We start from the raw sequence: 26,242 nt of genomic DNA on the forward strand, positions 1-26,242 counted from the left end.
TCCTCATCGATGACCTGCCCGGCATCGATGTCCACACCGTGGCTCTCACCTCGTGTGGCGACGATCCCAAGGCGCTGGGCGACATGTACTCCGACGCGGCCGCCATCAGGGCCGCGGTCGAGGCGATCGGCGGCCCCGTGGTCGTCGTCGCGCACTCCTACGGCGGCGTCCCCACCACGCAGGCACTCGCCGACGCGTCCAACGTCAAGAGCATCGTCTACCTCGCCGCGTTCCAGCTCGACGCAGGAGACTCCCTGCTGTCGAGCGCGGGCGGCGACCCGGCACTTTGGTGGGAGTTTCACCGGCAGGAGGGTGTCGGCGACTTCCTGACCGTCGCGAACCCGGTCGAGGTGTTCTACGGCGACGTGGACAGCAGCGTTGCCGAGAAGGCGGCGGCAGCCCTGGGTTACCAGTCCTACGCCGCCACCACCCAGAAGCTGACCGCGGTCGCCTGGCAGACGATTCCGAGCACCTACATCATCTGCGAAGCAGACAGCGCCATCCCGCCCTTCGTCCAGGAACTCTTCGCGAAGCGCGCCGACAGGACGCTGCGGCTGAACAGCTCGCACTCTCCCTTCCTGTCGCAGCCCTCCGCACTCGCCCAGCTCATCAGGCACGAACTCAGCCTGCCCTGAGCCGGCCGGCGCGGACTCCAGCCGGAGCGTGAGCCCGGCTGCCCCTACCGCCCGCCGGTCGCCGTCCACTGCGGCCGGCGGGCCCCAACCGCTTCCCCACGGCTCCGAGGGTTGCCGCTCGCGGGCAAGCAGGAGATGCGATCGGCGAGCGCGGCAAGGGTTTATACGAATGTGCCCTGGCTGGGATATTGCTAGGCAGCCCCTGGCCTGTCCGCGACGGCCTCGTGGTCCATAGTCGGCCTACCCGTGGGTAGTGTGATAAAAGGGTCTATTTTCCGACCACGGAGAGGTTACGGCCATGGTCGACAAGTGGGAGATTAAGCGCGGGCTGGCCGACGCGATCAACGACCACGACGTGCATCGAATGCTTGATTTCTTCGCCGAGGATGCCGTCTTCGTCTCTCCCGTAGGGCTGGCAGAGGGACACGAACAGATCGCGTGGTTCTTTGAGCAATTCTTCAAGGGATTTCCGGACCTCCACCTGGCGGTGTGGTACGAGGCCACCGATACCGACAACCCCATGATGGTCGAATGGACGGGGACCGGCACGCACACCGGACCGGTTCTGCTGCCCGACGGGCAGGAACTGGAAGCGACAGGCCGCCGCATCACTCTGCGCGGCACCTGCGCCTCGTTCGTCGAGAACGGAAAAATCGTCACGCACCGGGAGTACTTCGACCAGTTGGAGCTGTACACACAGCTCGGCTTGCACTTGTCAAGAGACGAGTCGGCCACCGCGAAGCCCCTCCTACAGCGGATCGCCCGATTCGGTGGATAAGTCCGCTTGCCGGCCGAGAGTTCGAACTCTACTGCGGCAGCCTCCGCCAGCGTGCCCGCTGCGTGCCCGTACGGTCGGCAAGCAGCGGGGAATCACAGGGACTCCCGGTCACTCCACCGGCATACGCCCAGGTCAGTGTTTCCGCGCTCAGGCCGCATGGTGTTGAAAGACTTCCCAAGCTGACAGCGCGGGTTCGATTCCCGTCACCCGCTCCAAGATCTAAGCGAGCACCTCCGGCAGCAGCCTGAACGCCGCCACATGCCGGGGCCGGATCAGGCCGAAATCGCGCCGGTCGATCGTCGCGATTTGTGTGATTCCCAGACGCTCGGCGACTGCGACCACGGATACATCGGCAGGGTCGAGACGAGCATCTTTGTAAAGCCGGACGAGTTCGGCCATACGTCGAACGTCAGCGGCAAGCAGATCGACCAGCTCGAACTCTTCCGTGACGAGATCAAGGAACTGCGCGTGTACGGCCGGTCCCATGTGCCTGTTGATCGTCCAACCAGCCTCGATCAGGATGGTCGTAGGAAGGAGCAACGGCCCTTCCAGCTGCTCAAGCAGGCGCACACACGAGGCATGGTGCTTGTCATCGCGATCGACAACGGCGATCAGCGGCCCTGTGTCCAGGAGCGTAGCGGTCACACCGACCGATTGAATCGCTCCGCCAGCAGATCTTCGACCCGTTCTGACAGATCGCCCTCTCCGGATGCGCCGATCCCCGCGATCGACAGCCGGCGACGCCGTACCGGTTCCGGCAGATCTTCGTTCGCGGCCTCAGCGAGTTCCGGGTCTGTCTTGACCAACCGCAGCAGCCGGCCCGCCTGGTCCGGCGACAGCCGGTCAACCAGGTGATGAAGCTCCTCATGCGCATGCCCAGCGCTCATGCTCCGAGTCTACGCTGGCGATCTCGCTAGCGGCAGGAACACGGTGGCGTGCCCGTTCGGTTGGCGATAAGCGGGAAGCCGCGGAGACTTACGGTAACTCGACCGCCGGATGCCCACGTCAGAGTTCCCCAGCTCAGGATGCCTGATCTTGAAAGACTTCCCAAGCTGACAGTGCAGCTCCGCAGAGCTGCATACTTTTGGCCTGCGCACGTTCGGCGGCCTGGCGGGCTTGCGCATGCGGCCCTGGGGGCCGTACGCACCCGCCGCCGCCACGCGCTCGGGCTGCCCTGGTAGCCGAGGGCTTTGATCCCGTTGAACAGGTGACCGACGGGGGCGGGGTCGTCGGATCGGCGGCGCCTCCGGGTGGTCGCGGTCCTGCTCTCAACGACCACCCTGATCACCTGACAAAGCACTACTAGGTCGTGTCTCCCTAACCGGCGAGCGGCTCCTGGAGTTCGGTGACCCACCCGGCGGGATCCTCCCCGGCCTCTAGGTAGAGCTCCCTGGCGTACCCGGCGGAGCGGTGATCGCCGTCCGCGATCCACCGGGCCAGCGTCTGCTCGGTCGAAAGGACGTCGTCCATCGGGCCGCGATGCACGATCGTGGCCGCCCGCTCGATCGCGGGCAGGTCCACGACCGCGAAGTCGTGACCGTCCTCGGGCGCGACCGCGACCGGCATCGCCGCGTGCGCGAGGATTCCGTCGCCGCCGGGAGCGTCCTCGTAGTAGGCGATCCCCGGCCCCACCGGGGTCACCCCGGCCTCGTCCAGCCTGCGGCACAGCTCCTGGAACAGCGGGCCCACGACCGGGCCGATGTCCCGGGGTTCGTAGCTGCGCGCCACGCCGCTCAGTTCCGCCACCCGGACGGCGGGGATGCGCTTGACCACCACGTCATCGGTGTTCATCTGTCCCTCACTCTCGATCGTCCGGAGCCTCGCCTCGACCTGGGCCAGCCGGTCCGCCGCGGCGGCCATCGCCGCCTCCAGCTCGGCCTGCCGCAGCCGCAGCATCCCGCGCAGTTCCCCGGCGCTCACCTGCTCGTCCAGGATGTCCCGCACCTGCCTGAGGGTGAAGCCCAGGTCCTTGAGCGCGGTGATCCGGTTGAGCCGGGCGAGCTGGCCCGCCTCGTAGAAGCGGTAGCCGCTCGCGGGATCGACGCGGGCCGGGCGGAGCAGCCCGATCGCGTCGTAGTGGTGCAGCATGCGGACCGACACGCGGCCGTGCCTGGCGAAGTCTCCGATCGTGAACATGATGCGGCCGATTCCAGCGCCTCACACGGTGTCAGGGTCAAGCGCCGCCTGTCAGGCAGTGGGTGGCAGGGGCGGCAGGGGGCGCGCTCCCTCAGCTCGCAGGCCGTCGAAGATCAGGTGAAGGTAACGGCGCCACGCCCCCGTGACGTCCTCGTCCGGGGCGGCGGCCTGGCAGGCCGCCGTCAGCATCCGGATCACATCCTGCCCGGTGATGTCCCCGCGGATGACGCCCTTCCTTCTCGCCCGGTCGGTGAGCGCCTCCGCGACCCCGGACAGGCGGTCGGCGGCGGCGCGGACCACCGGATCCCTGCGGACGTCAGTGGTCGCCGCCTGGCAGAAGGAACGGTCGCTCACGTGCAGCTCCACCCCCGCCGTCATGAACTCCAGCAGGGCCGCCTCCGGGTCCGCGGCCTCCAGCAACGTGCGCCCTGTGACCGCGAGCTCGTCGAGCCGTCCGGACACGATCGCGGCCGTCAGAGACTCCTTGGTCGCGAAGTGGCGGAAGACCGTGCCCTTCCCGATGCCTGCGCGCTGCGCGATCTCGGAGACCGACACATCCATGCCGTGTTCGGCGAACGCCTCACGCGCGGCGACGAGCAGCGACTCGCGGTTGCGGACGGCGTCGGCTCGCGGGGGGCGTGTCTGCGATTCGGCCGGCACCTGTCACCTCGCTCCCAACCGTTCTCCGCGACGACCCTAACACAAGTTGACCATGCGGTCCGCTTATGCGAGGCTCTAACATGACCACATGGTCCGCTTAATGGGCTTGCCGGTCGGCGTCCCTACCGGCCGCGCGAGCGGCCACACAGCGAGGTGGATAGGAAGGTCATGGACGACAGACGGCATTCGGTCCTGGTCGTCGGAGCGACCGGCACCCAGGGGTCGGCCGCGGTGCGCGGCCTGTTGAGCCGCGGCCACCGGGTCCGCGCCCTGACCCGCGAACCCGCCCGCGCCCGCCGCCTGACCGAGATGGGCGCCGAGGTGGCCGTCGGCGACCTGGGCGACCCGGCCGCGGTCGAAGCCGCACTCGACGGCATGACCGCCGTGTTCGCGGTGCCGCTCCGCGAACCCGGAGACGACGCCGCCGAGCTGCGAAACTCCGCCTTCCTCATCGAGGCGGCCAAGCGCTCCGGCGTCAGGCACTTCGTCCAGACCTCTGTGGCGGGCACCGGCCAGCTCTCCCGTATGCCCCGCTGGGGCAGCGGCCACTGGAACGAGGAGTACTGGGAGACCAAGCACCGGATCGAGGAAGCCGTTCGCGGAGGCGGCCTGCCCGCCTACACCATCCTCAAGCCGTCGTTCCTCATGGAGAATCTCATTCCGCCCAAGGCGCCGCTGATGTTCCCGGAACTGGCCCGGGATGAGATCGTCACTGCCGTCGGGCGGCATGTCAGAGTGCAGATGATCAGCGCCGGTGACGTCGCGGCCTTCGCCGCCGCGGCACTCGAGCGTCCCGACCGCTTCTCCGGACAGAGCATCGAACTGGCCGCCGAAGCGCTGACCATGCACGAAGTGGCCGCCGCGATCGCCGCCGTCACACAACGGACCGTCAGGGCGGTCTCGCTCACCGCGCGGCAGGCCGTCGCCGCGGGTCGTCCGGAGGCGGTCGTCCGCGGCGAGGAATGGCTCAACGAGGTGGGATACCACGCCTCGATCGACGCGCTCGCCTCCTACGGCGTCGCCCTGACCGGCTTCAGGAAGTGGGCGGAGACGCATCGCGCCGTGCTCGGCCAAGCCGTCGGCTGATCAGGACGTCGCCGCCGATACTCCGTCACCGATTCCGGCGCCTCACCCAGGCGCGACCCCGCTCATGCGGATGCGGCGGGGCGGCGCGGCGAGCGGTTCCGGCAGCCGCAGCGGCCCGCGGCCCGGCGTGATGGTGCCGAGCACCCGAGGCCCGGCAGCGCCGGTGCACGCGGGCACCGTGCCGGGCAGGCCGTGCGCCGTCAGCCAGCCGAGATAGGAGAACGCGATCGCCTCCTTGGCGTCCGAGGGCACGCCGAGGTCGTCGCTCGGCAATAGCCGCACACCTCGGGCCCGCTCGCGCAGCGCGCTCATCAGGGCCGGGTTGCGCACACCGCCGCCGGAGACGACGACCGTGCCCAGCCCGTGGCACCGGATCTCCGCCGCGACCGTCTCGGCGGTGAGCGCCGTCAGCGTCGCCACCAGGTCCGCCAGGCCCAGCGCGTACGGCCCGGCGATCCGGTCCAGATAGCCCGCGTGGAACAGTTCCTTGCCCGTCGTCTTGGGCGGCGGCCGGTGATAGTAGGGCTCGGCGAGCAACTCGGCCAGCAGGCCCTCGTGGACCTTCCCCGCCGCGGCCAGCCTGCCGTCCTCGTCGTACGGCATGCCGGTGGCGGCGCGCACGGCCGCGTCCGTCAGCGCCGAGGCCGGGCCGGTGTCGTAGGCGAGCGGGGGCTCGCACACGGTGAGGTTGGCGATGCCGCCGAGGTTCAGCGCGCCGGCCCGCCCCGCCGACGCGGGCAGCCCGGACAGCAGCGGCAGGTCGAAGGCGGACACGAGCGGCGCGCCCTGGCCGCCCGCGGCCACGTCGCGCACCCGCAGGTCCGACACGACCGGCACACCGAGCCGCTCGGCGATCCAGGCGGGCTGCCCGAGCTGGAGCGTCCCGCGCACGCGCCCGTCCTCCACCCAGTGGTACATCGTCTGCCCGTGCGAGCAGACGAGGTCGGCGGCCGGGCAGGCCGCCGCCGCCTCGGCGAACGCCCGGCCCACGAGCGTGTCGAGGCGGCAGACCTCGCCCATGTCCGTGCGGTCCGGCGGCAGCGCGGCGACGATCGAGGCCCGCAGCTCAGGCGGGTACGGCACCGTGCCGGTGTGCTCCACGACACCGGTGAGCAGGTCGCCGTCCCGCGACCAGCGGACGAGCGCGCAGTCGATCCCGTCGTGGGAGGTTCCCGACATCAGTCCGAGTACGCGCACACCTGCCTCGCGAGGATTCTTCAGCCGGCTCTCGGCGGGAGGCCGACGAGCTTGGTGAGGAAGCGGTCGATCTGCTCCTCGGCGGGCGGCCAGGACAGGTCGGGCTCGTTGATCCGCTGCGACAGCATGCCGTTCACCGCCGTGCGCAGGTCGATCGCGACGGTCGCCGCGTCGTCAGGCGGGGCGACCCCGGCGTCCATGCAGCGCCGGACCGCCTCCGTGGTCCTGGCGACCAGCACCTCCTTGAACGGCATGCCGAGCCGCCGGTGGACCGCGCTCTCGTGCAGCACCTTGTAGAGGCCCGGATGCTCGTGCGCCCACGCGGTCTGCGCGAGGATGCGGGCGCGCAGCCGCGCCGCGGGGTCCTCCTGCGCCGCGTCCGCCTCGTCACCGGTCCGCACCAGCTCCTCGTGACAGCGCCGCAGCACCGCGAGCACGAGCGCGTCGCGGTCGGGAAAGTGCAGGTAGACCGAGGTGGCCGCGATCGACACCTCGCGCGCCACGGCACGCAGCGACAGCGCCTCGTCGTCGGCGAGCTCGTCGAGCATGCGCATGGCCGCCGCGACGATCTCCTCGCGCAGCCGCTCGCCCTGCCCCCGCGCGTTCGGACGGCGGCGGGCGGCGGGAGTCGGGGGCGTGGTGGATTCCATGACCACCCCATTGTACGAGGACGGTCATCACGCTACAGTCGTAGCGCTACAACCGTTTACCCAAGGAGCGATCCCTATGACCGTCCACGCTTCAACCGACTTCGACATGATCAACGAGATGGACCCGGTGTTCGCCCAGATGGCGGCCGCCAGCGTCGGGCACTGCTGGGCGGTGCCCGAGCTGACCGACCGCGAAAAGGTGTTCCTCGCCCTGGTGGCGGACATCTGCCAGCCGGCCCTCGGGTTCCCGTTCGAGATGCACGTCCGCGCGGGGCTGCGGCGCGGCGTGTCCACCGCGGACATGCGGGCGCTGCTGCGCCTGATCTCCTACGACAGCGGCTATGTCGCGGCGCTGGGCGCGCTGGAGCGGCTCGCCGAGATCGAGGCCGCAGCCGGGCTTCCCCGTCCGGACGCGGAACCGCTGCCCTGCGAGCTGCTGGAGACCGGCCCAGGGGCGGCTGCGACCCCGCTGCCCGAGCCGGTGCGGGCCGAACTGACCGAGCTCGACCCGTACTTCCTGGAGTACTTCGACCTCCAGTCGCGGATGCGGGGCGTCCAGGGTCCGGGCACGCTGAGCATCCGCGAGCGGGCGTTCATGACGATGAGCGTCGACGTGCACTACCAGACGCTGGACGAGACGTTCCGCATCCACGTCGGCCGCGCCCTGGGGGCCGGTGCGACCCACGAGGACGTGCGGGCCGTGCTGCGCTTCAACGCGCAGTTCGGGGCGACCCGGGCATGGCAGGCGTGGAAGGCGCTCAACGCCTGTCTCGCCGAGCTCACCCCCGTCCGCTGACGACCGCCGACGCACGCCGAGCCTGCCGAGGCCGTAACGGCCACGGCCCGCGCCGCCTGACCGCGTGGACCGACGCTCGCCGCACCCTGTTAACGCACCCTGTTAACGCACCCTGTTAACGCGCCTTGTTAGTGCGCCATGCGTTCCTGGCTCGGCTCGCTCTGGCGGGACGCCCGGTCGACCGCCGTGACGTGGTAGCGGTGGCCGGGCGCGCCGCCGGGATCGACCCAGCGGACGTGCCTGCCCGCCGGGACGACCGCGACCAGGTGCGCCGCGTCGGCGAAGTCCTGCCGCCGGGCGGGCCGGTCGAACCGGAAGACGGCGAACTGGAACGGGGCGCGGGGTCCGGTGGCCTCGACGTGGAGCTCCACGCCCCCGCTCACGCGGCGGGCCGAGGCGAGCACGGGACGACGCGGCGGCTCGCCGCCCGCCAGCCTGGGCAGCAGCGGCGCGAGGGCCGGACGCGTGTAGTGCCCGCTCACGACCGCGCCGATCGACCCGAGCCGGTCGTCGCGGACGTCGGCGGCGTTGTACCAGATGTCCCCGCCGACCTCCGGATGGTCGCGGTTGAGCGTGAGGTGCCGGGACAGCTCGTCCGGCTGGAACCACTCTGTGGGCTGCCCGGCCGTCCCCGCCTTGTACGCCGCCTGGCCGATCCACAGCTGCACGCCGGTGCCGGCGGCCACGCCGGACCACCACGGGACCAGCTTGGCGTAGTCGGCGTTCGACTGGCCGATGTACCAGTAGAGCTGCGGCGCGATGTAGTCGAGCCAGCCCTTCTTCACCCACCCGCGGGTGTCGGCGTGCAGGTTGTCGTACGACTGGCCGCCGCTGGTGTCGGAGCCCAGCGGGTCGGTGGCCTTGTTGCGCCAGATGCCCGACGGGCCGATGCCCCAGATCACCTCGGGCTTGGCCTGCCGCACGCGCTGCTGCATCTCCCGCACCAGCAGGTCGACGTTGTCGCGCCGCCACGAGGCCAGGTCGGGGAAGCCCGCGCCGTACGCCGCGTAGGCCGCGCCGTCGTCGAACGCCGTGGTGTTGACCGGGTAGAAGTAGTCGTCGAAGTGCACGCCGTCGATGTCGTAGCGGGTGACGGCGTCCATCATCGCGTCCTGCACGAACGCCCGGACCTCGGGGATGCCGGGGTTGTAGTAGAGCTTCCCGCCGTACGGGACGATCCACTCGGGATGGCGGCGGCCGGGGTGGTCGGGGTGCAGCTTGGCCGGGTCCGCCTGCATCGACACGCGGTAGGGGTTGAACCAGGCGTGGAACGCCAGCCCCCTCCGGTGGGCCGCCTCGACGGCGAAGCCCAGCGGGTCGTAGCCCGGGTCCTGCCCCTGGACCCCGGTGAGGTACTGCGACCACGGCTCGTACGGGGACGGCCAGAAGGCGTCGGCGGTCGGCCTGATCTGCACGAACACGGAGTTGAGCCGGCGCGCCACGGCCAGGTCGAGCCAGGCCTCGAACTCGGCCTGCTGCTTCTCGGGCGTCAGTCCCGTCGTGGACGGCCAGTTGATGTTGACGACCGAGGCGATCCACATGCCGCGCATCTGGCGCAGCGGCGGGACGTACCCGGCGGGAGGGGCGGGGAGGGCGGATGCGGGGGATGCGGCGAGGGCCGGCAGCGGGACGGCCGACGCCGCGGCGGAAAGGGCCAGGCCGCGCAGCACGGCACGCCGGGAGGGGGAGCTCAATCGGACCTCCGAAGGCCGGGGGGATTCGGCGATCACGACACTGGCAGAAACTTACTTTCAGATCAATGCGGATAAAAGAAAGTGTCATCGACGTGTAATCTGCCCCAAGAGGTCCTCACGGGAGACGTCGGCGGGCATCCAGGTCACGCCGTACATGTCTCGACATGTGGACTTCTGGTCCGTTGTCCCGCACCGGCGGACGCACGGATCTAAGCTGATCGCGCACAGGAGAGGCTGCAGGTGATGAACGAGAACGAGGGCGCCGCACCGGTCAACCCGATCGCGACGGTGCGCGCGGTGTTGCCCTCGCTCACCCCTGCCGCCCAGACCATCGCGCGCCTCATCCTCGACGACCCCGCCATGGTGGCCCGCAGCACCATCACGGAGATCAGCGCGGTCTCGGGGATCAGCGAGGCGACGATCGTGCGGACAGCACGGGCGCTGGGCTTCGCCGGCTACTCCCAGCTGCGGTTCGCCCTGGCGGCGGCCGTGGCCAGGGACACCCCCGAGCGGCTCGTGCCCGGCGACCTCGCCCCGGACGATCCCCTCACCGACGTGATCGCCAAGGTCACCCGGGCCGAGTCGCAGGCGCTCGCCGACACGGCGGCCCAGCTCAACCCCGACGGCCTCGGCGCGGTCGTGGACGCCGTCGCCGGCGCCCGCCGCGTGGACGTGTACGGCGTGGGCGCCTCCGGCCTCGTCGCGGCCGACATGGCGCAGAAACTGATGCGGATCGGGCTGCCCGGCCACTACTTCACCGACGCCCACCTCGCGCTCACCAGCGCCGCGCTGCTGCGCGAGGGAGACGTGGCCGTCGGAGTGAGCTGCACCGGCGAGACGCCCGACGTGCTCGGCCCGGCGCGGGTCGCCCGCAAGGCCGGCGCGACGGTCGTGGCCATCACGAACAACCCCCGCTCGTCGCTGGCCGGACTCGCCGACCACGTCATGATCTCCGCCGGGCGCGAGACGGCGTTCCGGCCGGGCGCGCTGGCCAGCCGGATCAGCCAGCTGCTCATCGTCGACTGCGTCTTCGTCGGCGTCGCGCAGCGCACGTTCGACACCTCCGACGCCGCCTTACGGGCGACCCGCGACGCGCTCGCCGACTATCTCGGCGACGCCCACCGCCGCGCCCGCTCGGCCTGAGTCCCCTTCCTCACTCACCCCCCAAGCGCCCCGTTCACGCCGCCCCACCGGCGCGGCGGGCGGCCTCCAGACGGTCGCCGTTGGCCTTCAGCAGCGCCCGTGCGCCGTCCGGGCCGAGATCGCGCTCGATCATCAGCACGGCCACCTTGACGTTCCAGTCCGCCGCCTCGAGCGCGCCCCGCGCGGCGGCGGCCCCGGCGCCGGTGATGTCGCCGACGATCCGCGTCGCCCTGCGCGTGAGCTTCTCGTTCACCGCCGAGACCTCGATCATGGCGTTCCCGTACGTCCTGCCGAGCCGAATCATCGCGATCGTGGAGATCATGTTGAGCACGAGCTTCTGGGCGGTCCCCGCCTTGAGCCGAGTCGAGCCGGCCACCACCTCGGGGCCGACGACCACCTCGATCGGGTGCTCGGCCCGCTCCGACAGCGGCGACCCCGGGTTGCAGGACAGGCTCACGGTCAGCGCACCGCGGCGCGCGGCCTCGTCCAGCGCCCCTAGCACGAACGGCGCCCGACCGCTGGCGGAGATCCCCACGAGCGAGTCGAGCGGGCCCAGGCCCCGGTCGGCGATGGCCGCCGCCCCGCCGTCGTGGTCGTCCTCGGCACCCTCGACCGACCGGGTCAGCGCGGCCTCGCCGCCCGCGATGACGCCCTGCACGAGTTCGGGGTCGGTGCCGAAGGTCGGCGGGCACTCCGAGGCGTCGAGCACGCCCAGCCTGCCGGACGTCCCCGCCCCCACGTAGAACAGGCGTCCGCCCCGCGCCATCCGGCCCGCGATCGCGTCGATGGCGGCCGATACGGCCGGAACGGCCGTGGCCACCGCGCCGGGCACCGTGGCGTCGGCCACGTTCATCAGGCGGGCGATCTCCTCGGTCGGCAGCCGGTCGATGTCGCGATAACGCGGATCGCTCTGCTCGGTGTAGAGCTCGGTGCCGAACTCGCTGTGCTCGGTGGACAGGCCCGTCAGTGGGTCAGTCATCTTGTCCCTGTCGTCGGTTTCCATCTCCGGCCTCCCCCGCTCGCCGTACGCGTCCGGAACGACTCCTCACCGGCGGCTCACCGGCAGGGCGACCACGCTGCGGCGCTCGGGATGGAAGCAGGCGTGCTCCTGCGGCATGCCGCCGTCCCGGCCGAGCGCGGGCCGCTCGCGTTCGCACCGCTCGGTCCTGAACGGGCAGCGCGGCGCGAACAGGCACCCGTCGGGGTGCTCCCCCGACGCCTCCACCGGCACGACCCGCTGCTCGCCCGGCGACTCCAGGCCGTGCAGCACCGGGATGGCCGACAGCAGCGCCTGCGTGTAGGGATGCACCGGGGCCGAGATGACGGTCTCGACCGGGCCGCGTTCGACCACCTGGCCGCGGTAGATGACGTACAGCTCGCCGTCGGTGCCGATGTAGCGGGCCGTCGCCACGTCGTGCGTGATGAAAAGCACGCTCACCCCGAGCCGTTCGCGCAGGTCCTTCAGCAGCGCGAGGATGCCCAGGCGCAGCGACACGTCGATCATCGAGACGGCCTCGTCGGCGACCAGGACCTCGGGATCGACGGTGAGCGCGCGAGCGATCACCACGCGCTGGCGCATGCCGCCCGACAGCTGGTGGGGATAGCGCGGCAGCACGTAGCCCGGGTCGAGCCCGACCAGCCCGAGCAGCTCCCGGGCCCGCTCGTCCGCCCACGAGCGCGGCCTGCCGGTCTGCCTCGCCCGCAGCGCGAGCGGCGCGGCCAGGGCCTGGTGGATCGTGCGCGTCGGGTTCAGCGCGGAGTACGGGTCCTGGTGGATGAGCTGCACCCGGCGGAAGTACGGCTGCCGCCTGCGGTGGCTCAGCGACGACATCGCCACGTCGTCGATGACGATCTCCCCGGAGTCGCAGGTCTCCAGCCCGGCGATGATCCGGCCGAGCGTGGTCTTGCCGCAGCCCGACTCGCCGATGAACGAGACCGCGCCGCCCTTGGGAATGGCGAAGTCCACGCCGCGCAGCGCGGGCACCTCCCGGGCGCCGAGCACGCCGCCTCGCTGCCGGAACGTCTTCGTGATGCCGATCCCGCCGATCACGCCTGGTCCTCCCCCGTCGCGGCGGCCACGGCCGGTCTGTCCCCGTCGTCGTCCCGTACGGCGTGGCAGGCCGCCGACCGGGAGCCCGAGACGACCACCGGTGGCCGGCCGGTCTCGCACACGTCCATGCGCAGCGGGCAGCGCTCGCGGAACACGCACCCGTCGGCCGGGATGTCGGCCAGCGTCGGCGGTCGGCCCGGCAGGGCGTGCGCCTCGCCGATGTCGCCGACGAGTCGCGGGATGGCCCCGAGCAGCCCCCGCGTGTACGGATGTCGCGGCCCGGCCAGCACCTCCCGGGTGGGCCCCTGCTCGGCGACCCGCCCGCCGTACATGACCGCGAGCCGGTCGGCGACCTCGGCGACCACCCCGAGGTCGTGGGTGATGACGAGCGTGGTGAGCCCGCGCTCGGCGTGCACCTCCCTCACGATGCGCAGGATCGTCGCCTGCGTGATCATGTCGAGCGCGGTCGTGGGTTCGTCCAGCACGACGAGGCGGGCGTTCAGCACCAGGGCCAGCATGATGCCGACCCGCTGACGCATGCCGCCCGACAGCTCGTGCTGGTAGGAGTCGAGCACCCGGGCGCCGTCCAGGCCCATCCGGCCGAGCAGGTCGCGGGCGTCGGCCAGCAGGCCGCGCACGTCCTCGACGCCGTGGGAGCGGCCCAGGTCGAGCACCTGCTTACCGACCGTCTTGAGCGGGTTGAGGGAGTTCTGCGCCGCCTGGAAGACGTACCCGACGTGCCGTCCCCGGGCTCGGCGCAGCCCCTCGCCGCCGAGCGCGACGACGTCGCCGAGTCCGTCGATCTCGACGCTGCCCGCCGCGATCCTGCCGGGCGGCTGCACGGCGTTGAGCAGCGCGAGCGCGAGCGTGGACTTGCCGGATCCCGACTCGCCGACGACCCCGGTGATCGTGCCGGGCGCGAGGTCGAGGTCGACGCCGGACACCGCGGGCAGCTCGCCGGCCGGGGTGCGGTAGACCACGGTCAGCCCGCGGATCCGCGCGCCGGGAGGACTCTGCTCGGGAGCCATGCTCACTCCTCACGCAGCCGGGGGTTGAAGATCTCGTCCATCGCGTCCACGACCAGCACGATGCCGAGCGTGAGCAGCAGGATCGCCAGCAGCGGCGCCAGCAGGTACGGCAGCGCGGCCGTCGTGGTCAGCGCGCCGCCGCCGAAGACGGCGAGGTTGAGCATGACGCCCCAGTTGTTCGCCTCGAAGGGCAGCACCCCCAGGAAGAACAGGCCCACCTGCGCGTAGACCGCGCCGGTAACCGCGATGAGCGCGTTCATCGCGATGTACGGAGCCATGCCGGGCAGCAGCTCCCTGCCGACGATGTGCGTCGTGGACAGGCCGAGCCCCCGGGCGGCCTCGATGAAGCCGCGCTCGCGCAGCGACAGCGTCTGCGACCGCACGGCCCGGGCCACACCGCCCCAGCCGAGCAGCCCGAGCACCAGGCCCATCTCGACGGCGGCGGTGAACTTCCAGACCGTCGACAGCACCAGCAGCAGCGGCAGCCCCGGGATCGTTAGCTTCATGTCGGTGAACCGCATGAGCACGGTGTCCCAGCGGCCCCGCCGGAACCCGGCGAACAGCCCGACGCCCGCGCCGACGACGACCGTGATGACGGCCGTCACGACGGCGGTGAGCAGGACGTACCGGGTGCCGGTGACGACGAGGGCGAGCACGTCCGTGCCCTCGAAGTCGGTGCCGAACGGATGCCGCAGGCTCGGCGACGCGTAGAGCGCGCTCGTGTCGCGGGGCAGGGGATCGGGGTAGAGCATCGGCCCGAGGATCCCCATGAGGGCGAACACCGCGAGGATGAGCGCCCCGGCCATCCGGCTCGGCTTGCGCCGCATGACCCGCCAGACGCCCCGCCAGAAGTTGCGGCGGATCGCCGCGGCGGCCCCCGCCTCCGCCTCCGGCACGATGGTCGCGCTCATGCCACCCCCTCGCCTCGCGGCTCGGGGTCGCATGAGCGAAGCGCGCTGTGTTGACTGATTCGCTCGCTCCGCTCGCTCATGCCGCCTCCCCTCCGCTGCGTACCCGAGGGTCGATGACCGTGTAGAGGAGGTCGGCGGCGATGTTCGCGACGACGATCGCCGTCGTGATGAGCAGGAACGCCCCGCCCATCAGCGAGTAGTCGCGGTTGTTGACGCTGTCGATGAGCATCAGCCCCAGGCCCGGGTAGTTGAAGATGCGCTCGATGAAGATCGCGCCACCGAAGAGCAGGCCCAGCGAGAGCGCCAGGATCGTGAACAGCGGCAGGATCGCGTTGCGCGCGACGTAACGGAAGATGATCGACCGCTTCATCCCGCGCAGCTCGGCGGCCAGGATGAAGTCGTCGCCGAGCACGGTGACCACGCTCGACTTCATCGCGAGAATCCACCCGCCGTAACCGGCCAGCGCGTACGTGACGACCGGCAGGGTGGCGTGCTGGACCAGCGAGCCGATGTAGTCGGCGGTGAAGCCGGGGTCGATCATGATGTCGGCCGTCCCCCCGGCGGGGAGGATCGGGACCAGCGTGGTGAAGATCGCCCCCAGCAGCAGCGCCAGCACATACTGCGGGACCCCGTGCAGCAGCGATCCGGAGATCGCGAGCAGGTCGCCCAGCACGCCGGTCCGTTTGATCGCCGCGTAGACGCCCATGACGACACCGGCGAGGAAGCTCAGCAGCGTCCCGGCGAGCACCGGGATCACCGTCCACTTGGCGGCCGAGAACAGCACGGTGGACACGCCGGCGCCGGGCACGGACAGCGACTGCCCGAGGTCGAGGTGGGCCAGGCCGCCCATGTAGTCGAGGTACTGCTCCCACAGGCCGCCCTTCGGCGTGAAGCCGTACAGCGCCTCGACCGCGCGCTGGGCGGCGTCGGGGGCCATGCCCTGCTCGACGAGCTTCTGGTAGCGGGCCGCGAGCGGGTCGCCCGGGACGCTCCTGATGATCAGGAAGCTGATCGTCGTGACGACCAGGATCATGACGAACCCGCGGGCCACGTGGCCCGCGAGCCGCCGGAGGAGAACCGCCATGGACTACTGCTTCTTCTTGATCAGGCCGAGCTGGATCCAGACGCCGGAGGGCTGGCGCAGCAGGTCGCTCTCGTCTTCGGGGAAGCCGGTGAAGCGGTTGGTGTTGACGAACTGCGTGTTCACGTAGTCCCAGAGCTGGATCACCGGAAGATCCTGGTTGGCCGCCTTGGCGAGCTTGGCGATGACGGCCTTCTGCTCGTCACCCGTGACGCTGTTGAGCTGGGCCGTCAGCTCACCGGGGTTGACCGCGCCGACGCCCTCGACGTCGATCGTCTCGGGGCCGCCCATCCAGTTGCCGTCCTTGCCCGCGGACGAGTGCTTGACCTTGCCGCCGAGGATGTTCCACCCGTTGGAGGAGCCGTACAGGCGCTGGAAGATGTTGTACGGCGCGGGGCCGAGCGCGATGAGCCAGAAGCCGAGGTCGTACTTGCCCTCGTTGAGCTCGGACAGGTAGAGCGGATAGTCGGCCGTGGTCACCACCTCGGCGTCCACGCCGGCCGTGGCGAGCTGGCTGGTGATGGCCTTGGCCGCGGAGACCCAGTCGGAGAACGGTGCGGGGATGTGGATCGTCACCTTCCACGGCTTGCCGTCGGCCAGCGCCCACTTGCCGTCCTTCTTCTGGAGGCCGGCCTCGGTGAACTCCTTGTCCGCCCTGGCCGGGTCCAGCGCGTACGGCTCCAGCGCGTCGAGTTCGGCGCCGAGCCATTCCCTGGCGGCCTTCTGGTGGATGCCCGAAGTGGTCACGGCCGCCGTGCCGCCCTCGGGAGAGGCGATCTGCGTGACCTCCTCCCGGTTGATCAGGTACGCCAGTCCGCGCCGCACGTGCACGTTGTCGTACGGCTTCTTCGCCTGGTTGAACGCCAGCGCGACGGCCACCGGGGAGTAGCCCTTGATCACCTGGTTGCCGGGCGTCGCCTTGATGCGCTTCATCACGTCGGCGGGCACCGCGGTGAACGGGGCGTTGTCGAGCGTGCCGGAGGTCAGGTAGTTCCAGATCTGCTCGTTCCCCGTGGTGTTGAGCAGCTTGAGCTGGTCGGGCGCGACGTTGGCGGCGTTGTAGAAGTTCTTGTTCTTCACCAGCAGCGCCTCGCCGGGGTTCATCCGCTTGAGGACGAACGGGCCGGCCGACACGTCCTGGGCCGGAGCGAACGCGAGCACCTTCTCCGACAGCGCCTTGACCTGCCCGCGCGCCGCCTCGGCCTCGGGGCCGTCGCCGCGGGCGGCCGTGAGCGTGTCCCAGAAGCCGGCGGGAACGACGCTCTGCCACACGTGCTCGGGCACCACGAAGGCGTCCATGACCCCCCGCACGAACGTGACACTGGGGTTCTTCATGTCCTGCGTGATTTTGATCGTCTTGTCGTCGACGATTTCGACGTCCGAGGCGGCTCCGGCCGCGCCGGGGTCGACCGCGAAGGCGGTGCTGCCTTGGGTGTAGGCGAGCGCGATGGAGAACTTCACGTCCTCGGCGGTGACGGGCTGCCCGTCGGACCACTTGTTGCCCGGCTGCAGGTGAAGGGTGATGGAGGAGTTGTCCGGCGCGATGTCCCAGCTCGCCGCGATGCCCGGGTAGAACTGGTTCGGGTCGGTGAGGGTGTTCTTCGCCCAGGCGATCCTCATCGCGTTGTAGCCCCAGAACGCGTTGCCCTTGGGGTTCCACGGGTTGATCGGCGCGTTGACGTCGAGCGACGGCTTGTTGATGTCGACCGTGGTGTAGACGCCGCCACCGCCGCCTGTGGAGTTCCCGCTCGTGCCGCCGCCGCTGCATGCCGCGACGGCGGCGAGGCCGAGCAACGCCGCGACCGCTGTCAGACGTTTCATTGACCGCTCCGGGGGGTTGTTCTGATGCGGATCTTGACCGGACCTTACGCGGCGGCCCAAGCGCAGGTCAATAAACTGCAAAACTCGTGAGTGTTCTGCAACTTTCCTTCATATGGATCACGGCGAAACCGAGCGCCGCAATCGGGCGCCGGGAGTGGCGGTCTTCTCTCCGGCCGGTCAGCGAACTGTTACTGGTCGCCGCCATGCGATCACATTACGTTGCGAGCAAAGGCACCCCGCCCCACGAGGAGGACCGGCGTGAAGTCCATCGCCCGATTCTGTGGCAACTGCAGCTGCGGCTGCCCCGAGCTGTTTGTGGACGCCTCCGCCCCGGCGGAGCGTCAGGTCGTCATCACCGATGACTTCGGCCAGAAGGTGGAGATGAGCCTCGACCAGCTCGGCTCGCTCGTGGAGGCGGCGAAGACCGGCGCGCTGGACGACCTCGCGCTCACCGGCTGACCGTGAACGCGGCCGCCCTGTTCGCCGGGGGCCTCGCCGCAGGCCTGGCCGCGGGCACGGCGTCATGCACCGCGGTCCAGGGCGGCCTCCTCATCGGCCTGGTCGCCCGGCCCGGCGACCGCAGCGGCCCGTCCCGCGGCTTCGCGCCGGTGGCGGCGTTCCTGACCGGCAGGCTCGCCGCCCACACCGCCCTCGGGGCGCTGCTCGGACTGGCGGGCGCGGCCGTCCAGGTCGGCCCGCGCACCCGCGCGGCGCTGCTCGTCGCCGCCGGAACCGCGGTGGTCGTGCTCGCCGTACGGATGCTCCGCCGCCGCGAGGCGGGCTGCGCACCAGAAAGGAAGGCGCCCGCCGCGGCACGCGGCGACCCCGACGGATGCGTGTGTCCGGACGACGGGCACGGACAGGGCGCCGCACCACCGGGTCGCGTACCCAGCCCACCACTGGACAGCGCGCCCAGCCCACTACTTCACAGCGCCCCCAGCCCACCACTGGACAGCGCCCCCAGCCCACCGCTTGACAGCGCAGCCCGCGGGACCGGTTCCCCGGGTACCGGCGCCCGCTCCCCGGCTCTTGCGCGGGCGGCGGCACTGGGCATGGCCACGATCTTCGTACCCTGCGGCGTCACGATCGGCATGGAGGTCGTGGCCGTCGGCGCGGGTTCCGCGCTCGGGGGCGCGGCCGCGCTCGCGGGGCTCGCCCTCGGCACGGCGCCCGCCTTCGCCGCCCTGGGACTGCTGCTGCGCACGCTCGTCTCGGCCAGGCTGGCCGCGCTGGCGGGGATCGCGGCCCTGGCCGCCGGGCTGTTCACGGTCGGCTCCGGGCTGCGGCTCGGCGGCTGGCTGCCGGACTTGCCCGTGCCGCAGTTCGGCTCCCCCGCCGCCGCAGCGGGACGCGCCCTCACCGGAACGGACGGCGTGCAGCGGCTCACCGTCTGGGCGACCGCGGAAGGATTCCGGCCCGGGATCGCCGTCGCCGCCGCCGGCCGGCCCGTCGAAATCGCCTTCAGGACCAAGGACAACCGGGGCTGCACGCGCACGCTCGCGATCGACGGCCACGACGTCGTGCTCCCCGTGACGGGCGAGCGCGTGGTGCGGCTCGCGGCCCGCCCGGAGGGGCGGTTGCGTTACGCCTGCGGCATGGGGATGTACGTGGGCTTCGTCAGGTTCGAGCGCTCCCCCTGACCCCTGAACAGGGGTACTCCCGCCCCGGAAGGGCGGGAACCGGCGTCACCCCAATGTCTTGCCAATAACCCTCCGTGACGACTCGGTTACGTGTCACCCTGTCTCCCATGACACTAGTGGGAGCGACGGAGGCGACCGCGTGGCCCGGGATACCGGTCCCGCGTACCCCTGAACCTCTGGACCCGGCCGAGGCGTACCTGGTCGACAGGGCCCGGGACGGCGACCGTGACGCGGCGCACCGGCTGGGCCGGCTGTGCGCGGAGCGCGACGACCGACTGGGCGCCCGGCACTGGTGGGAGCGGGCGGCGCGGGCGGGCAATGTCGACAGCGCCTACAACCTGGGGCTGTGGCACCGCACGCACGGGACGACCGAGGAGGCGATCGGCTGGTTCGAGCTGGCGGCGGGCACCGGCGACGCCGACGCGGCGACGAACCTGGCATCGCTGCTGCTTGAGCGGCGCGGCGACATCGACGGAGCGCGCAAGTGGTTCGAGCAGGCGGCCGAAGACGGCTCCCGCCACGCGGCCCGGCGGCTGGCCCTGCTCTGCGAGGACCAGGGCGACGGCATGGGCGCGCGGCGCTGGCACTTCAGGGCCGCCGTGGACGGCGACCTGCGCTCGGCTCACGACCTGGGGTTCCTGGGCTACGCCGCGGGCGACGAGGCCGAGGCGCTGCACTGGTGGGAGTACGCGGCGCGCGGCGGCCACGCGGAGGCCGCCTATCACATGGCCCTGCTCCTGCACGCGGTCCGCGACGAGAAGGGCGCGGAGGCGTTCTACCGGCTCGCCGCCCGCGCCGACCACGCCGGGGCGGCCTTCCGGCTCGGCGACATGGCGCTCTGCCGGGGCGACCTGCACACGGCGCGCGCCTGCTTCGAACGGGCGACGCAGACCGGCAGGCCGGACGCGCGGCGGATGGCCGGCCTCGTCTGCGCCCGGATGGACGACAAGCCGGCGGCCGCCCAATGGTATGGGCAGGCCGCGGCCGACGACCCCGAGGCCGCCTTCCGCTTCGGGCTGCTGCTCGTCGCGGACCACAACGATCTGAAGGGCGCACGCCACTGGTTCAGGCGGGCGGCCGAACGCGGGCACCACGGCGCCATGGTCGAGCTGCGGACGCTGCTGCCCCTGCTCGGCGCGTCGCCCGAAGCCGAGGAATGCCTGCTCGATCCGGCCCCGCCCTACTGGAGCCGGCCGGCGGAACCCGAGCAGGCCGCACGCGCGGAACTCGCCGTGGCCGCGGCGCGCAGGCGCGGCGACCCGGCGGCGGAACCCGCGGACCTGGTCGAGATCCTCGGCACGTGGGATCTGGTCACCGGTGATCCCGCCGCAGTGGCCTCACCCCTCGGCGACGGGCCTGACGAGGTGGGCCCGGCGGACACGGTGGGGTGGCTCGCACGGGCGAGCGGGGTACACCGGGTCGCGATCGAGCACCTCGGCCTGGTGCGCGCGACGCTGCTGCGGCCGGGCACGGCCCCGTTGCCCACCCCGGCCGAGGTCGAGCACGTGCTCGGCACCGCGAGGGATCTGCGCAGCCGCCTCGGACTGCGCTGATCCCCCACGTCTCCGGTCAGGCGGCGAGGATCTCCGCGACCGGCGTGTACGCCAGGTCGTGCGCCGCCGCGACCGGCGCGTTGGTGAGCACGCCGGCGTGGGTGTTGAGACCCAGGCCGAGCGCCTCGTCGCCGCGCAGCGCGTCCTTCCAGCCCTTGTCGGCGATCGTGAGGGCGTACGGCAGGGTCGCGTTGGTCAGGGCGTAGGTGGAGGTGTTGGCCACCGAGCCTGGCATGTTCGCCACGCAGTAGAACACCGACTCGTGCACGCGGAACGTCGGCTCGTCGTGCGTGGTCGGGCGGGAGTCCTCGAAGCAGCCGCCCTGGTCGATCGCGATGTCGACGAGCACGGAGCCCGGCTTCATGCGGGAGACCAGCTCGTTGGAGACGAGCGTCGGGGCCTTGGCGCCCGGGATGAGCACGGCGCCGACGACCAGGTCGGCCTCGATCACGGCCCGCTCGATCGCGTACGACGTCGAGACCAGCGTCGTCAGCCGGCCCTGGTAGATGGCGTCGATGAAGCGCAGCCGGTCGATGTTGACGTCGAGGATCGTCACGTCGGCGCCCATGCCGACGGCGATCTGCGCCGCGTTCAGACCGGAGACGCCGCCGCCGATCACGACGACCTTGGCCGGGGCCACGCCGGGCACCCCGCCGGGGAGCACGCCGCGGCCGCCGTTGAAGCGCATCAGGTTGTACGCGCCGACCTGGGGGGCCAGCCGCCCGGCGACCTCCGACATCGGGGCCAGCAGCGGCAGGCCGTTGCCGACCTGGACGGTCTCGTACGCGATGGCGGTGGTGCCCGCCGCGAGCAGCGCGTCGGTGCACGGCCGGGACGCGGCCAGGTGGAGGTAGGTGAACAGGATCTGGTCCGCGCGGAGCCGGTGGTACTCCTCCGCGATCGGCTCCTTGACCTTGAGGATCATCTCGGACTCGGCCCACACCTCGTCGGCGCTCTCGACCAGCTTGGCGCCGGCCGCGAGGTACTCCTCGTCGGTGATGTGGGAGCCGAGTCCGGCGCCGCGCTGGACGTCGACCTCGTGGCCGTGACGGACGAGCTCGTGGACGCCGGCCGGGGTGGCGGCGACGCGGTATTCGTGGTTCTTGACCTCGGCGGGCACGCCGATCTTCATGAGTTGTGTCCTTTCAAGCGGTCACTCGTCACGGTCGCCCCCTACCCGGCCGCACGAGCTCCATGGTCTACAGGCGGGCCCACGCCTCGGTGAGCACCGAACGGAGAATCGACTCGATCTCGTCGAACTCCTTGGGCCCGCAGATCAGCGGCGGGGCGAGCTGAACGACCGGGTCCCCACGGTCGTCCGCCCGGCAGTACAGGCCGGCGTCGTACAGCGCCTTCGAGAGGAAGCCGCGCAGCAGGCGCTCCGACTCCTCCTCGTTGAACGTCTGCTTGGTGGACTTGTCCTTGACCAGCTCGATCCCGTAGAAGTAGCCCGAACCGCGGACGTCGCCGACGATCGGCAGGTCCGTCAGCCGGTCGAGAGTGGCCTTGAACACCGGCTCGTTGGCCGTGACGTGCTCCAGCAGACCCTCCCTCTCGAAGATGTCGAGGTTGGCCAGGGCGACGGCGGCCGACACCGGGTGGCCGCCGAAGGTGTAGCCGTGCGCGAAGGTCTCGGTGCCGCTCTTGAACGGCTCGAACAGCCGCTCCGAGACGATCATGGCGCCGATGGGCGAGTAACCGCTGGTCAGGCCCTTCGCACAGGTGATGATGTCCGGCACGTAGTCGAACTTCTGGCCGCCGAACATCGTGCCGAGCCGGCCGAAGGCGCAGATGACCTCGTCCGACACGAGCAGCACGTCGTGGGCGTCGCAGATTTCGCGCAGGCGCTGGAAGTATCCGGGGGGCGGCGGGAAACAGCCGCCGGCGTTCTGCACCGGCTCGACGAAGACGGCGGCCACGGTGTCCGGGCCCTCCATCTCGATGGCCTTGCCGACCTGGTCGGCGGCCCAGCGGCCGAACGCCTCGGGGTCCTTCTCCAGGCCGGGGAAGCCGGAGATCTCGTCGGCGCGGTAGAGGTTCGTGTTGGGGGCCTTGATCGCGCCGGGCACCAGCGGCTCGAAGATCTGCTTGAGCGCCGGGATGCCGGTGATCGACAGCGCGCCCTGCGGGGTGCCGTGGTAGGCGATGGCCCGGCTGACGACCTTGGTCTTGAGCGGCTTGCCCTTGAGCTTGTAGTACTGCTTGGCCAGCTTCCAGGCCGACTCGACGGCCTCGCCGCCGCCGGTGGTGAAGAAGACGCGGTTGAGGTCGCCGGGGGTGAGCTCCGCGAGTCGCGCGGCGAGCTCGGCGGCCTTCGGGTGCGCGTAGGACCACAGGGGGAAGAACGCCAGCTCCTGTGCCTGCTTGGCGGCGGCCTCGGCCAGCTCGGCGCGGCCGTGGCCGACCTGGACCACGAACAGCCCGGCGAGGCCGTCGAGATACCGCTTGCCGTGGATGTCGTAGACGTAGGCGCCCTCGCCGCGCACGATCATGGGCACCTCCCCTCCCTCATAGGAGGAGTGGCGCGTGAAGTGCATCCAGAGATTGTCCTGTGCGGCCTTGAGTACGTCGGGGCGCGTCATCGCAACCTTCCCTCAGGTGATCCGTCGCTGTTGCACAGTTTGCATGCCACTTCCGCGTTTTGCCAAGTGATTACGTGGCGTCACTGTGAAAGAAGTTCGAATTCCGTGACATCGACATGTAACGGCAACGAAATCCGTCACGGTAGATTGAGGCCCTCCAGGCCCGGGAGATGGGTCCGCCGGACCTGTGGTCAAATGGGGTCCGCCAGCCAACCTGGGCAAGATCCACGTACATCCGGGAGAAACGCCGTGACACCTGAGGAGATCGAGCGCGCCGTCGAGGACGGCATGCCGCAGACGGTCGAGGACCTCAAGCGCCTGGTCGCCATCCCGTCCGTGGCGTTCCCCGGCCACTCCGAGGCCCCGGTCCTGGAGGCCGCGGCGCTCGTGGAGCGGCTGCTGCGCGCCGCCGGCCTCCCGCACGTCCGGCAGATCCCCATCGAGGGCAGCTTCCCCGCGGTGTTCGCCGAGGCGCCCGCCCCCGAGGGGGCCCCGACCGTGCTGCTCTACGCGCACTACGACGTGCAGCCCGCCGGCGACCTCGCCCTGTGGCGCACTCCGCCGTTCGAGCCGACGGTCGTCGACGGGATCATGCACGGCCGGGGCGCGGCCGACGACAAGAGCGGCGTCATCGCCCACGTGGCCGCCCTGCGCGCCTTCAACGGCCGGTTCCCGGTCGGTTTGAAGGTCATCATCGAGGGCCAGGAGGAGTACGCCGGCGAGCGTCTGGAGGCGTTCGTCGAGGCCAACCCCGACCTGCTGCGCGCCGACGCCATGGTCATCGCCGACGTGGGCAACCCCGAGGTGGGCGACCCCGCGATCACCACGTCGCTGCGCGGCATGGCCGCGTTCACCGTGGAGGTCCGGACGCTGGCCGAGGCCGTGCACAGCGGCTCGTTCGGCGGCGCCGCCCCCGACGCGCTGGCCGCGCTCATGCGCATGCTGACCGCCCTGCACGACGACCAGGGCAACGTACGGGTGCCCGGGCTCGAACCGGGGGCCTTCCCCGGCGAGGCTCTCGGCGACGAGGAGTTCCGCGCGCTCGCCGGGGTGCTCGACGGCGTGTCGCTGGTCGGCGACGGCTCGCTCGCCGACCGGCTCTGGGCGTCGTACGCGATCACCGTGACCGGGCTGGACGTGCCGACGGTGACCGGCGCGATCAACGCGGTCCAGGCGGTGGCCCGGGCCCGCGTCACGATCCGCATCCCCGCGAGCGGGGACGCCAGGCAGGCGCTGAACGACGTGACGGCCTTCCTGGAGAAGGTCGCGCCGTGGGGGGTCAAGGTGTCCTTCGGCGACTTCGTCAGCGGCTCTGGCTTCCAGATCGAGCCGGGCGGACCGGCGATGAACGCCGCGGAGCGTGCGCTGGAGCGCGCCTTCGGCCAGGCGCCGCGCCAGGTGGGCCAGGGCGGCTCGATCCCGCTGGTCGCGGCCCTCGCCCGGCAGTTCCCCAAGGCCGAGATCCTGCTGTACGGCGCCGAGGACGACGGCGCCTCGATCCACGCCCCCAACGAGCGGCTGGTGCTGGACGAACTGAAGCGGATCATCACGACCGAGGCGCTGTTCCTCGCCGAATACGGCGGCTGGCACGGCGCGGCCTGACGCCGATCGTTCACGCGGGAAGGCCCGGTGGCTGGGGGGGACCACCGGGCCTTCCGCCTTTCTCGCACCGCCGTCACACACGGCCCGGAGGATCTCCGGGCCGGCCGGCGCGCTTACTGGTAGTGGATGTCGGAGGAACTGTAGATGCAGTTCGTCCCGTCGGCGCCGCTACCGATCTCCGTCGGCTCGCTGCCCTTCGGCACGCCCTTGTACTTCAGGCACACGATCATCTTGTGATTGGGGTCGTTCTTGATCGTGATGTTCGAGAAGCGCGCGGTGTCGCCCCAGTTGGTGTTGATGCCCGCGAGCGCCTTGCCGGGGTAGGTCGCCACGATGTTCGACATCTGGACGTGCCGCTGATAGGAGTTCGTGCAGTTGCCGCAGGCGCGGTAGAGCTTCCCGAAGTTGTCCACCTGGAAGTTCTTGATGACCATCGTGCCGGGGCCGTTGTGCTGGAACACCTTGTCGGACGCGCTCTTGGCGCCGCCGCCGTCGATGGTCATGACCTGCGACGACGAGCTGCCCAGCAGGGTGGCGGCGTCCTCGCCGACGTCCTCCCACCAGACGTTCTGCAGGGTGCAGCTGCCCAGGCAGTGGATGCCGTCGGCGCCCGGCGAGCCGACGATCACGTTCTTGAGCGTCGCGCCGTTGGCCAGTTCGAAGATCGGGTCCTGGCTCTCGCTCTGCCCGCCGTCACCCATGTCACCGCTGGCGTAGTAGCGCTTCAGACCGCCGTCCATGGTGCCGGAGACGCTGATCGTATTCGTGACCGCCTGCGAGCCGTTCGGGCTGGGCCAGCCCGACGGCGGCGTCGGGTTGGTGCTCGGTGTGGGCGACGGGCTCCTGGTCGGTGTGACGGTGGGGGTGGATGAGGGCTGGGAGCCGGCCGGCTGGAGCGACCACTGTTTGGTGGACACCGAGTCGCAGGAGTTCTGCTGTGCCAGTGCGCCGGAGAAGGTGGAGTTGTCCTTGGTGTTGAGGCACTTGTCGCTGTTGGCGTTGACGAGGCGGTAGTCGGAGCCGGAGGCGGTCGGCTCCCAGGTCTGGGAGGAGGAGCCGGTGCACGACTCCTGCTGGACGGCCTTGCCGGCGGAGGTGGAGGCGTCCTTGACGCCGGCGCATTTGCCGCTGTTGGCGGCGGCCAGGCGGAAGCCGCTGCCCTGGGCCGACAGGTTCCAGGTCTGGTTGCTCGCGCCGTT

25 protein-coding genes are annotated in these 26,242 nt (G+C 71.0%); 9 read left to right on the top strand and 16 right to left on the bottom strand.

Annotated features, from left to right (window positions below; all coding sequences use genetic code 11):
- Both BXA11_RS40095 and BXA11_RS40100 read left to right on the top strand, forming a co-directional pair.
- On the top strand, nucleotides 1–635 hold a 635-nt coding region (locus BXA11_RS40095), incomplete at its 5' end, for an alpha/beta hydrolase (RefSeq protein ID WP_076443194.1).
- A 298-nt stretch (nucleotides 636–933) separates the two neighbouring features.
- Complete coding sequence (locus tag BXA11_RS40100; RefSeq protein ID WP_076443195.1) at nucleotides 934–1,413, top strand: ester cyclase; 480 nt, start codon at nucleotides 934–936, stop codon at nucleotides 1,411–1,413.
- Nucleotides 1,414–1,632: 219 nt separating this feature from the next.
- On the opposite strand, the gene BXA11_RS40105 is transcribed toward BXA11_RS40100, so the two are convergent.
- From BXA11_RS40105 to BXA11_RS40120, 4 genes are all read right to left on the bottom strand, one after another.
- On the bottom strand, nucleotides 1,633–2,058 hold the full coding sequence (locus BXA11_RS40105) for a type II toxin-antitoxin system VapC family toxin (RefSeq protein ID WP_076443196.1): 426 nt from the start codon (nucleotides 2,056–2,058) through the stop codon (nucleotides 1,633–1,635).
- Nucleotides 2,055–2,300, bottom strand: coding sequence for a hypothetical protein (locus BXA11_RS40110; RefSeq protein WP_030510442.1), 246 nt, complete (start codon nucleotides 2,298–2,300; stop codon nucleotides 2,055–2,057). Before BXA11_RS40110 ends, BXA11_RS40105 begins: the two co-directional genes overlap by 4 nt.
- Before the next feature lie 430 nt (nucleotides 2,301–2,730).
- Nucleotides 2,731–3,549, bottom strand: a complete 819-nt coding sequence (locus BXA11_RS40115; RefSeq protein ID WP_076443197.1) for a MerR family transcriptional regulator — start codon at nucleotides 3,547–3,549, stop codon at nucleotides 2,731–2,733.
- A 51-nt stretch (nucleotides 3,550–3,600) separates the two neighbouring features.
- Nucleotides 3,601–4,209, bottom strand: a complete 609-nt coding sequence (locus tag BXA11_RS40120; RefSeq protein WP_076443198.1) for a TetR/AcrR family transcriptional regulator — start codon at nucleotides 4,207–4,209, stop codon at nucleotides 3,601–3,603.
- 168 nt (nucleotides 4,210–4,377) lie between these two features.
- On the opposite strand from BXA11_RS40120, the gene BXA11_RS40125 reads away from it, so the two are divergent.
- Nucleotides 4,378–5,295 (top strand): NmrA family NAD(P)-binding protein, encoded by a 918-nt coding sequence (locus tag BXA11_RS40125; protein ID WP_076443199.1) that lies wholly within the window; start codon nucleotides 4,378–4,380, stop codon nucleotides 5,293–5,295.
- A 42-nt stretch (nucleotides 5,296–5,337) separates the two neighbouring features.
- Here BXA11_RS40125 and BXA11_RS40130 read toward each other — a convergent pair whose 3' ends face one another.
- Both BXA11_RS40130 and BXA11_RS40135 read right to left on the bottom strand, forming a co-directional pair.
- Complete coding sequence (locus tag BXA11_RS40130) at nucleotides 5,338–6,492, bottom strand: anhydro-N-acetylmuramic acid kinase (protein WP_076443200.1); 1,155 nt, start codon at nucleotides 6,490–6,492, stop codon at nucleotides 5,338–5,340.
- Between the two features lie 20 nt (nucleotides 6,493–6,512).
- Nucleotides 6,513–7,142, bottom strand: a complete 630-nt coding sequence (locus BXA11_RS40135; RefSeq protein ID WP_076443201.1) for a TetR/AcrR family transcriptional regulator — start codon at nucleotides 7,140–7,142, stop codon at nucleotides 6,513–6,515.
- 76 nt (nucleotides 7,143–7,218) lie between these two features.
- Between BXA11_RS40135 and BXA11_RS40140 the strand changes: the two genes are divergently transcribed.
- Nucleotides 7,219–7,938 carry a carboxymuconolactone decarboxylase family protein gene (locus BXA11_RS40140; protein WP_076443202.1) on the top strand — a complete coding sequence of 240 codons (720 nt, stop codon included), beginning with the start codon at nucleotides 7,219–7,221 and terminating at the stop codon, nucleotides 7,936–7,938.
- A 128-nt stretch (nucleotides 7,939–8,066) separates the two neighbouring features.
- Here the strand turns inward: BXA11_RS40140 and BXA11_RS40145 are convergent, their stop codons facing one another.
- Nucleotides 8,067–9,632 (bottom strand): glycoside hydrolase family 10-like protein, encoded by a 1,566-nt coding sequence (locus BXA11_RS40145; protein WP_076443203.1) that lies wholly within the window; start codon nucleotides 9,630–9,632, stop codon nucleotides 8,067–8,069.
- A gap of 243 nt (nucleotides 9,633–9,875) precedes the next feature.
- Between BXA11_RS40145 and BXA11_RS40150 the strand changes: the two genes are divergently transcribed.
- A complete protein-coding gene (locus tag BXA11_RS40150; RefSeq protein WP_076443204.1) occupies nucleotides 9,876–10,775 on the top strand; it encodes a MurR/RpiR family transcriptional regulator in 900 nt (299 codons plus the stop codon).
- Between the two features lie 34 nt (nucleotides 10,776–10,809).
- Here BXA11_RS40150 and murQ read toward each other — a convergent pair whose 3' ends face one another.
- The 6 genes from murQ to BXA11_RS40180 all read right to left on the bottom strand — a co-directional run bounded on the left by murQ (nucleotide 10,810) and on the right by BXA11_RS40180 (nucleotide 17,666).
- Nucleotides 10,810–11,754, bottom strand: coding sequence for an N-acetylmuramic acid 6-phosphate etherase (gene murQ / locus BXA11_RS40155; protein ID WP_076443214.1), 945 nt, complete (start codon nucleotides 11,752–11,754; stop codon nucleotides 10,810–10,812).
- A gap of 66 nt (nucleotides 11,755–11,820) precedes the next feature.
- Nucleotides 11,821–12,825 carry an ABC transporter ATP-binding protein gene (locus BXA11_RS40160; protein ID WP_076443205.1) on the bottom strand — a complete coding sequence of 335 codons (1,005 nt, stop codon included), beginning with the start codon at nucleotides 12,823–12,825 and terminating at the stop codon, nucleotides 11,821–11,823.
- Nucleotides 12,822–13,853, bottom strand: a complete 1,032-nt coding sequence (locus BXA11_RS40165) for an ABC transporter ATP-binding protein (RefSeq protein ID WP_076443206.1) — start codon at nucleotides 13,851–13,853, stop codon at nucleotides 12,822–12,824. The genes BXA11_RS40160 and BXA11_RS40165 overlap by 4 nt, the downstream gene beginning before the upstream one ends.
- A 2-nt stretch (nucleotides 13,854–13,855) precedes the next feature.
- On the bottom strand, nucleotides 13,856–14,764 hold the full coding sequence (locus BXA11_RS40170; protein WP_030511056.1) for an ABC transporter permease: 909 nt from the start codon (nucleotides 14,762–14,764) through the stop codon (nucleotides 13,856–13,858).
- 76 nt (nucleotides 14,765–14,840) lie between these two features.
- Nucleotides 14,841–15,848 (bottom strand): ABC transporter permease, encoded by a 1,008-nt coding sequence (locus BXA11_RS40175; RefSeq protein WP_076443207.1) that lies wholly within the window; start codon nucleotides 15,846–15,848, stop codon nucleotides 14,841–14,843.
- A 3-nt stretch (nucleotides 15,849–15,851) separates the two neighbouring features.
- The gene (locus BXA11_RS40180) at nucleotides 15,852–17,666 is read right to left on the bottom strand and encodes an ABC transporter substrate-binding protein (protein WP_076443208.1); all 1,815 of its coding nucleotides are present in this window, start codon (nucleotides 17,664–17,666) and stop codon (nucleotides 15,852–15,854) included.
- Nucleotides 17,667–17,924: 258 nt separating this feature from the next.
- On the opposite strand from BXA11_RS40180, the gene BXA11_RS40185 reads away from it, so the two are divergent.
- From BXA11_RS40185 to BXA11_RS40195, 3 genes are all read left to right on the top strand, one after another.
- Nucleotides 17,925–18,125, top strand: coding sequence for a hypothetical protein (locus BXA11_RS40185; protein WP_143737724.1), 201 nt, complete (start codon nucleotides 17,925–17,927; stop codon nucleotides 18,123–18,125).
- 2 nt (nucleotides 18,126–18,127) lie between these two features.
- On the top strand, nucleotides 18,128–19,306 hold the full coding sequence (locus BXA11_RS40190; RefSeq protein ID WP_076443210.1) for an urease accessory protein UreH domain-containing protein: 1,179 nt from the start codon (nucleotides 18,128–18,130) through the stop codon (nucleotides 19,304–19,306).
- A gap of 107 nt (nucleotides 19,307–19,413) precedes the next feature.
- Nucleotides 19,414–20,859, top strand: coding sequence for a tetratricopeptide repeat protein (locus BXA11_RS40195; RefSeq protein WP_030511051.1), 1,446 nt, complete (start codon nucleotides 19,414–19,416; stop codon nucleotides 20,857–20,859).
- 16 nt (nucleotides 20,860–20,875) lie between these two features.
- Here the strand turns inward: BXA11_RS40195 and ald are convergent, their stop codons facing one another.
- Nucleotides 20,876–21,991: an alanine dehydrogenase gene (gene ald, locus BXA11_RS40200; protein ID WP_076443211.1), complete on the bottom strand. Its 1,116-nt coding sequence runs from the start codon at nucleotides 21,989–21,991 to the stop codon at nucleotides 20,876–20,878.
- 67 nt (nucleotides 21,992–22,058) lie between these two features.
- On the bottom strand, nucleotides 22,059–23,441 hold the full coding sequence (locus BXA11_RS40205) for an aspartate aminotransferase family protein (protein WP_030511049.1): 1,383 nt from the start codon (nucleotides 23,439–23,441) through the stop codon (nucleotides 22,059–22,061).
- Between the two features lie 249 nt (nucleotides 23,442–23,690).
- Between BXA11_RS40205 and BXA11_RS40210 the strand changes: the two genes are divergently transcribed.
- Nucleotides 23,691–25,043, top strand: a complete 1,353-nt coding sequence (locus BXA11_RS40210; RefSeq protein ID WP_076443212.1) for a M20/M25/M40 family metallo-hydrolase — start codon at nucleotides 23,691–23,693, stop codon at nucleotides 25,041–25,043.
- Nucleotides 25,044–25,156: 113 nt separating this feature from the next.
- On the opposite strand, the gene BXA11_RS40215 is transcribed toward BXA11_RS40210, so the two are convergent.
- The coding region (locus BXA11_RS40215; protein WP_076443213.1) for a pectate lyase at nucleotides 25,157–26,242 on the bottom strand (1,086 nt) is incomplete at its 5' end.

Source organism: Microbispora rosea (genome assembly GCF_900156315.1).
Taxonomy (GTDB): Bacteria; Actinomycetota; Actinomycetes; order Streptosporangiales; family Streptosporangiaceae; genus Microbispora; species Microbispora rosea.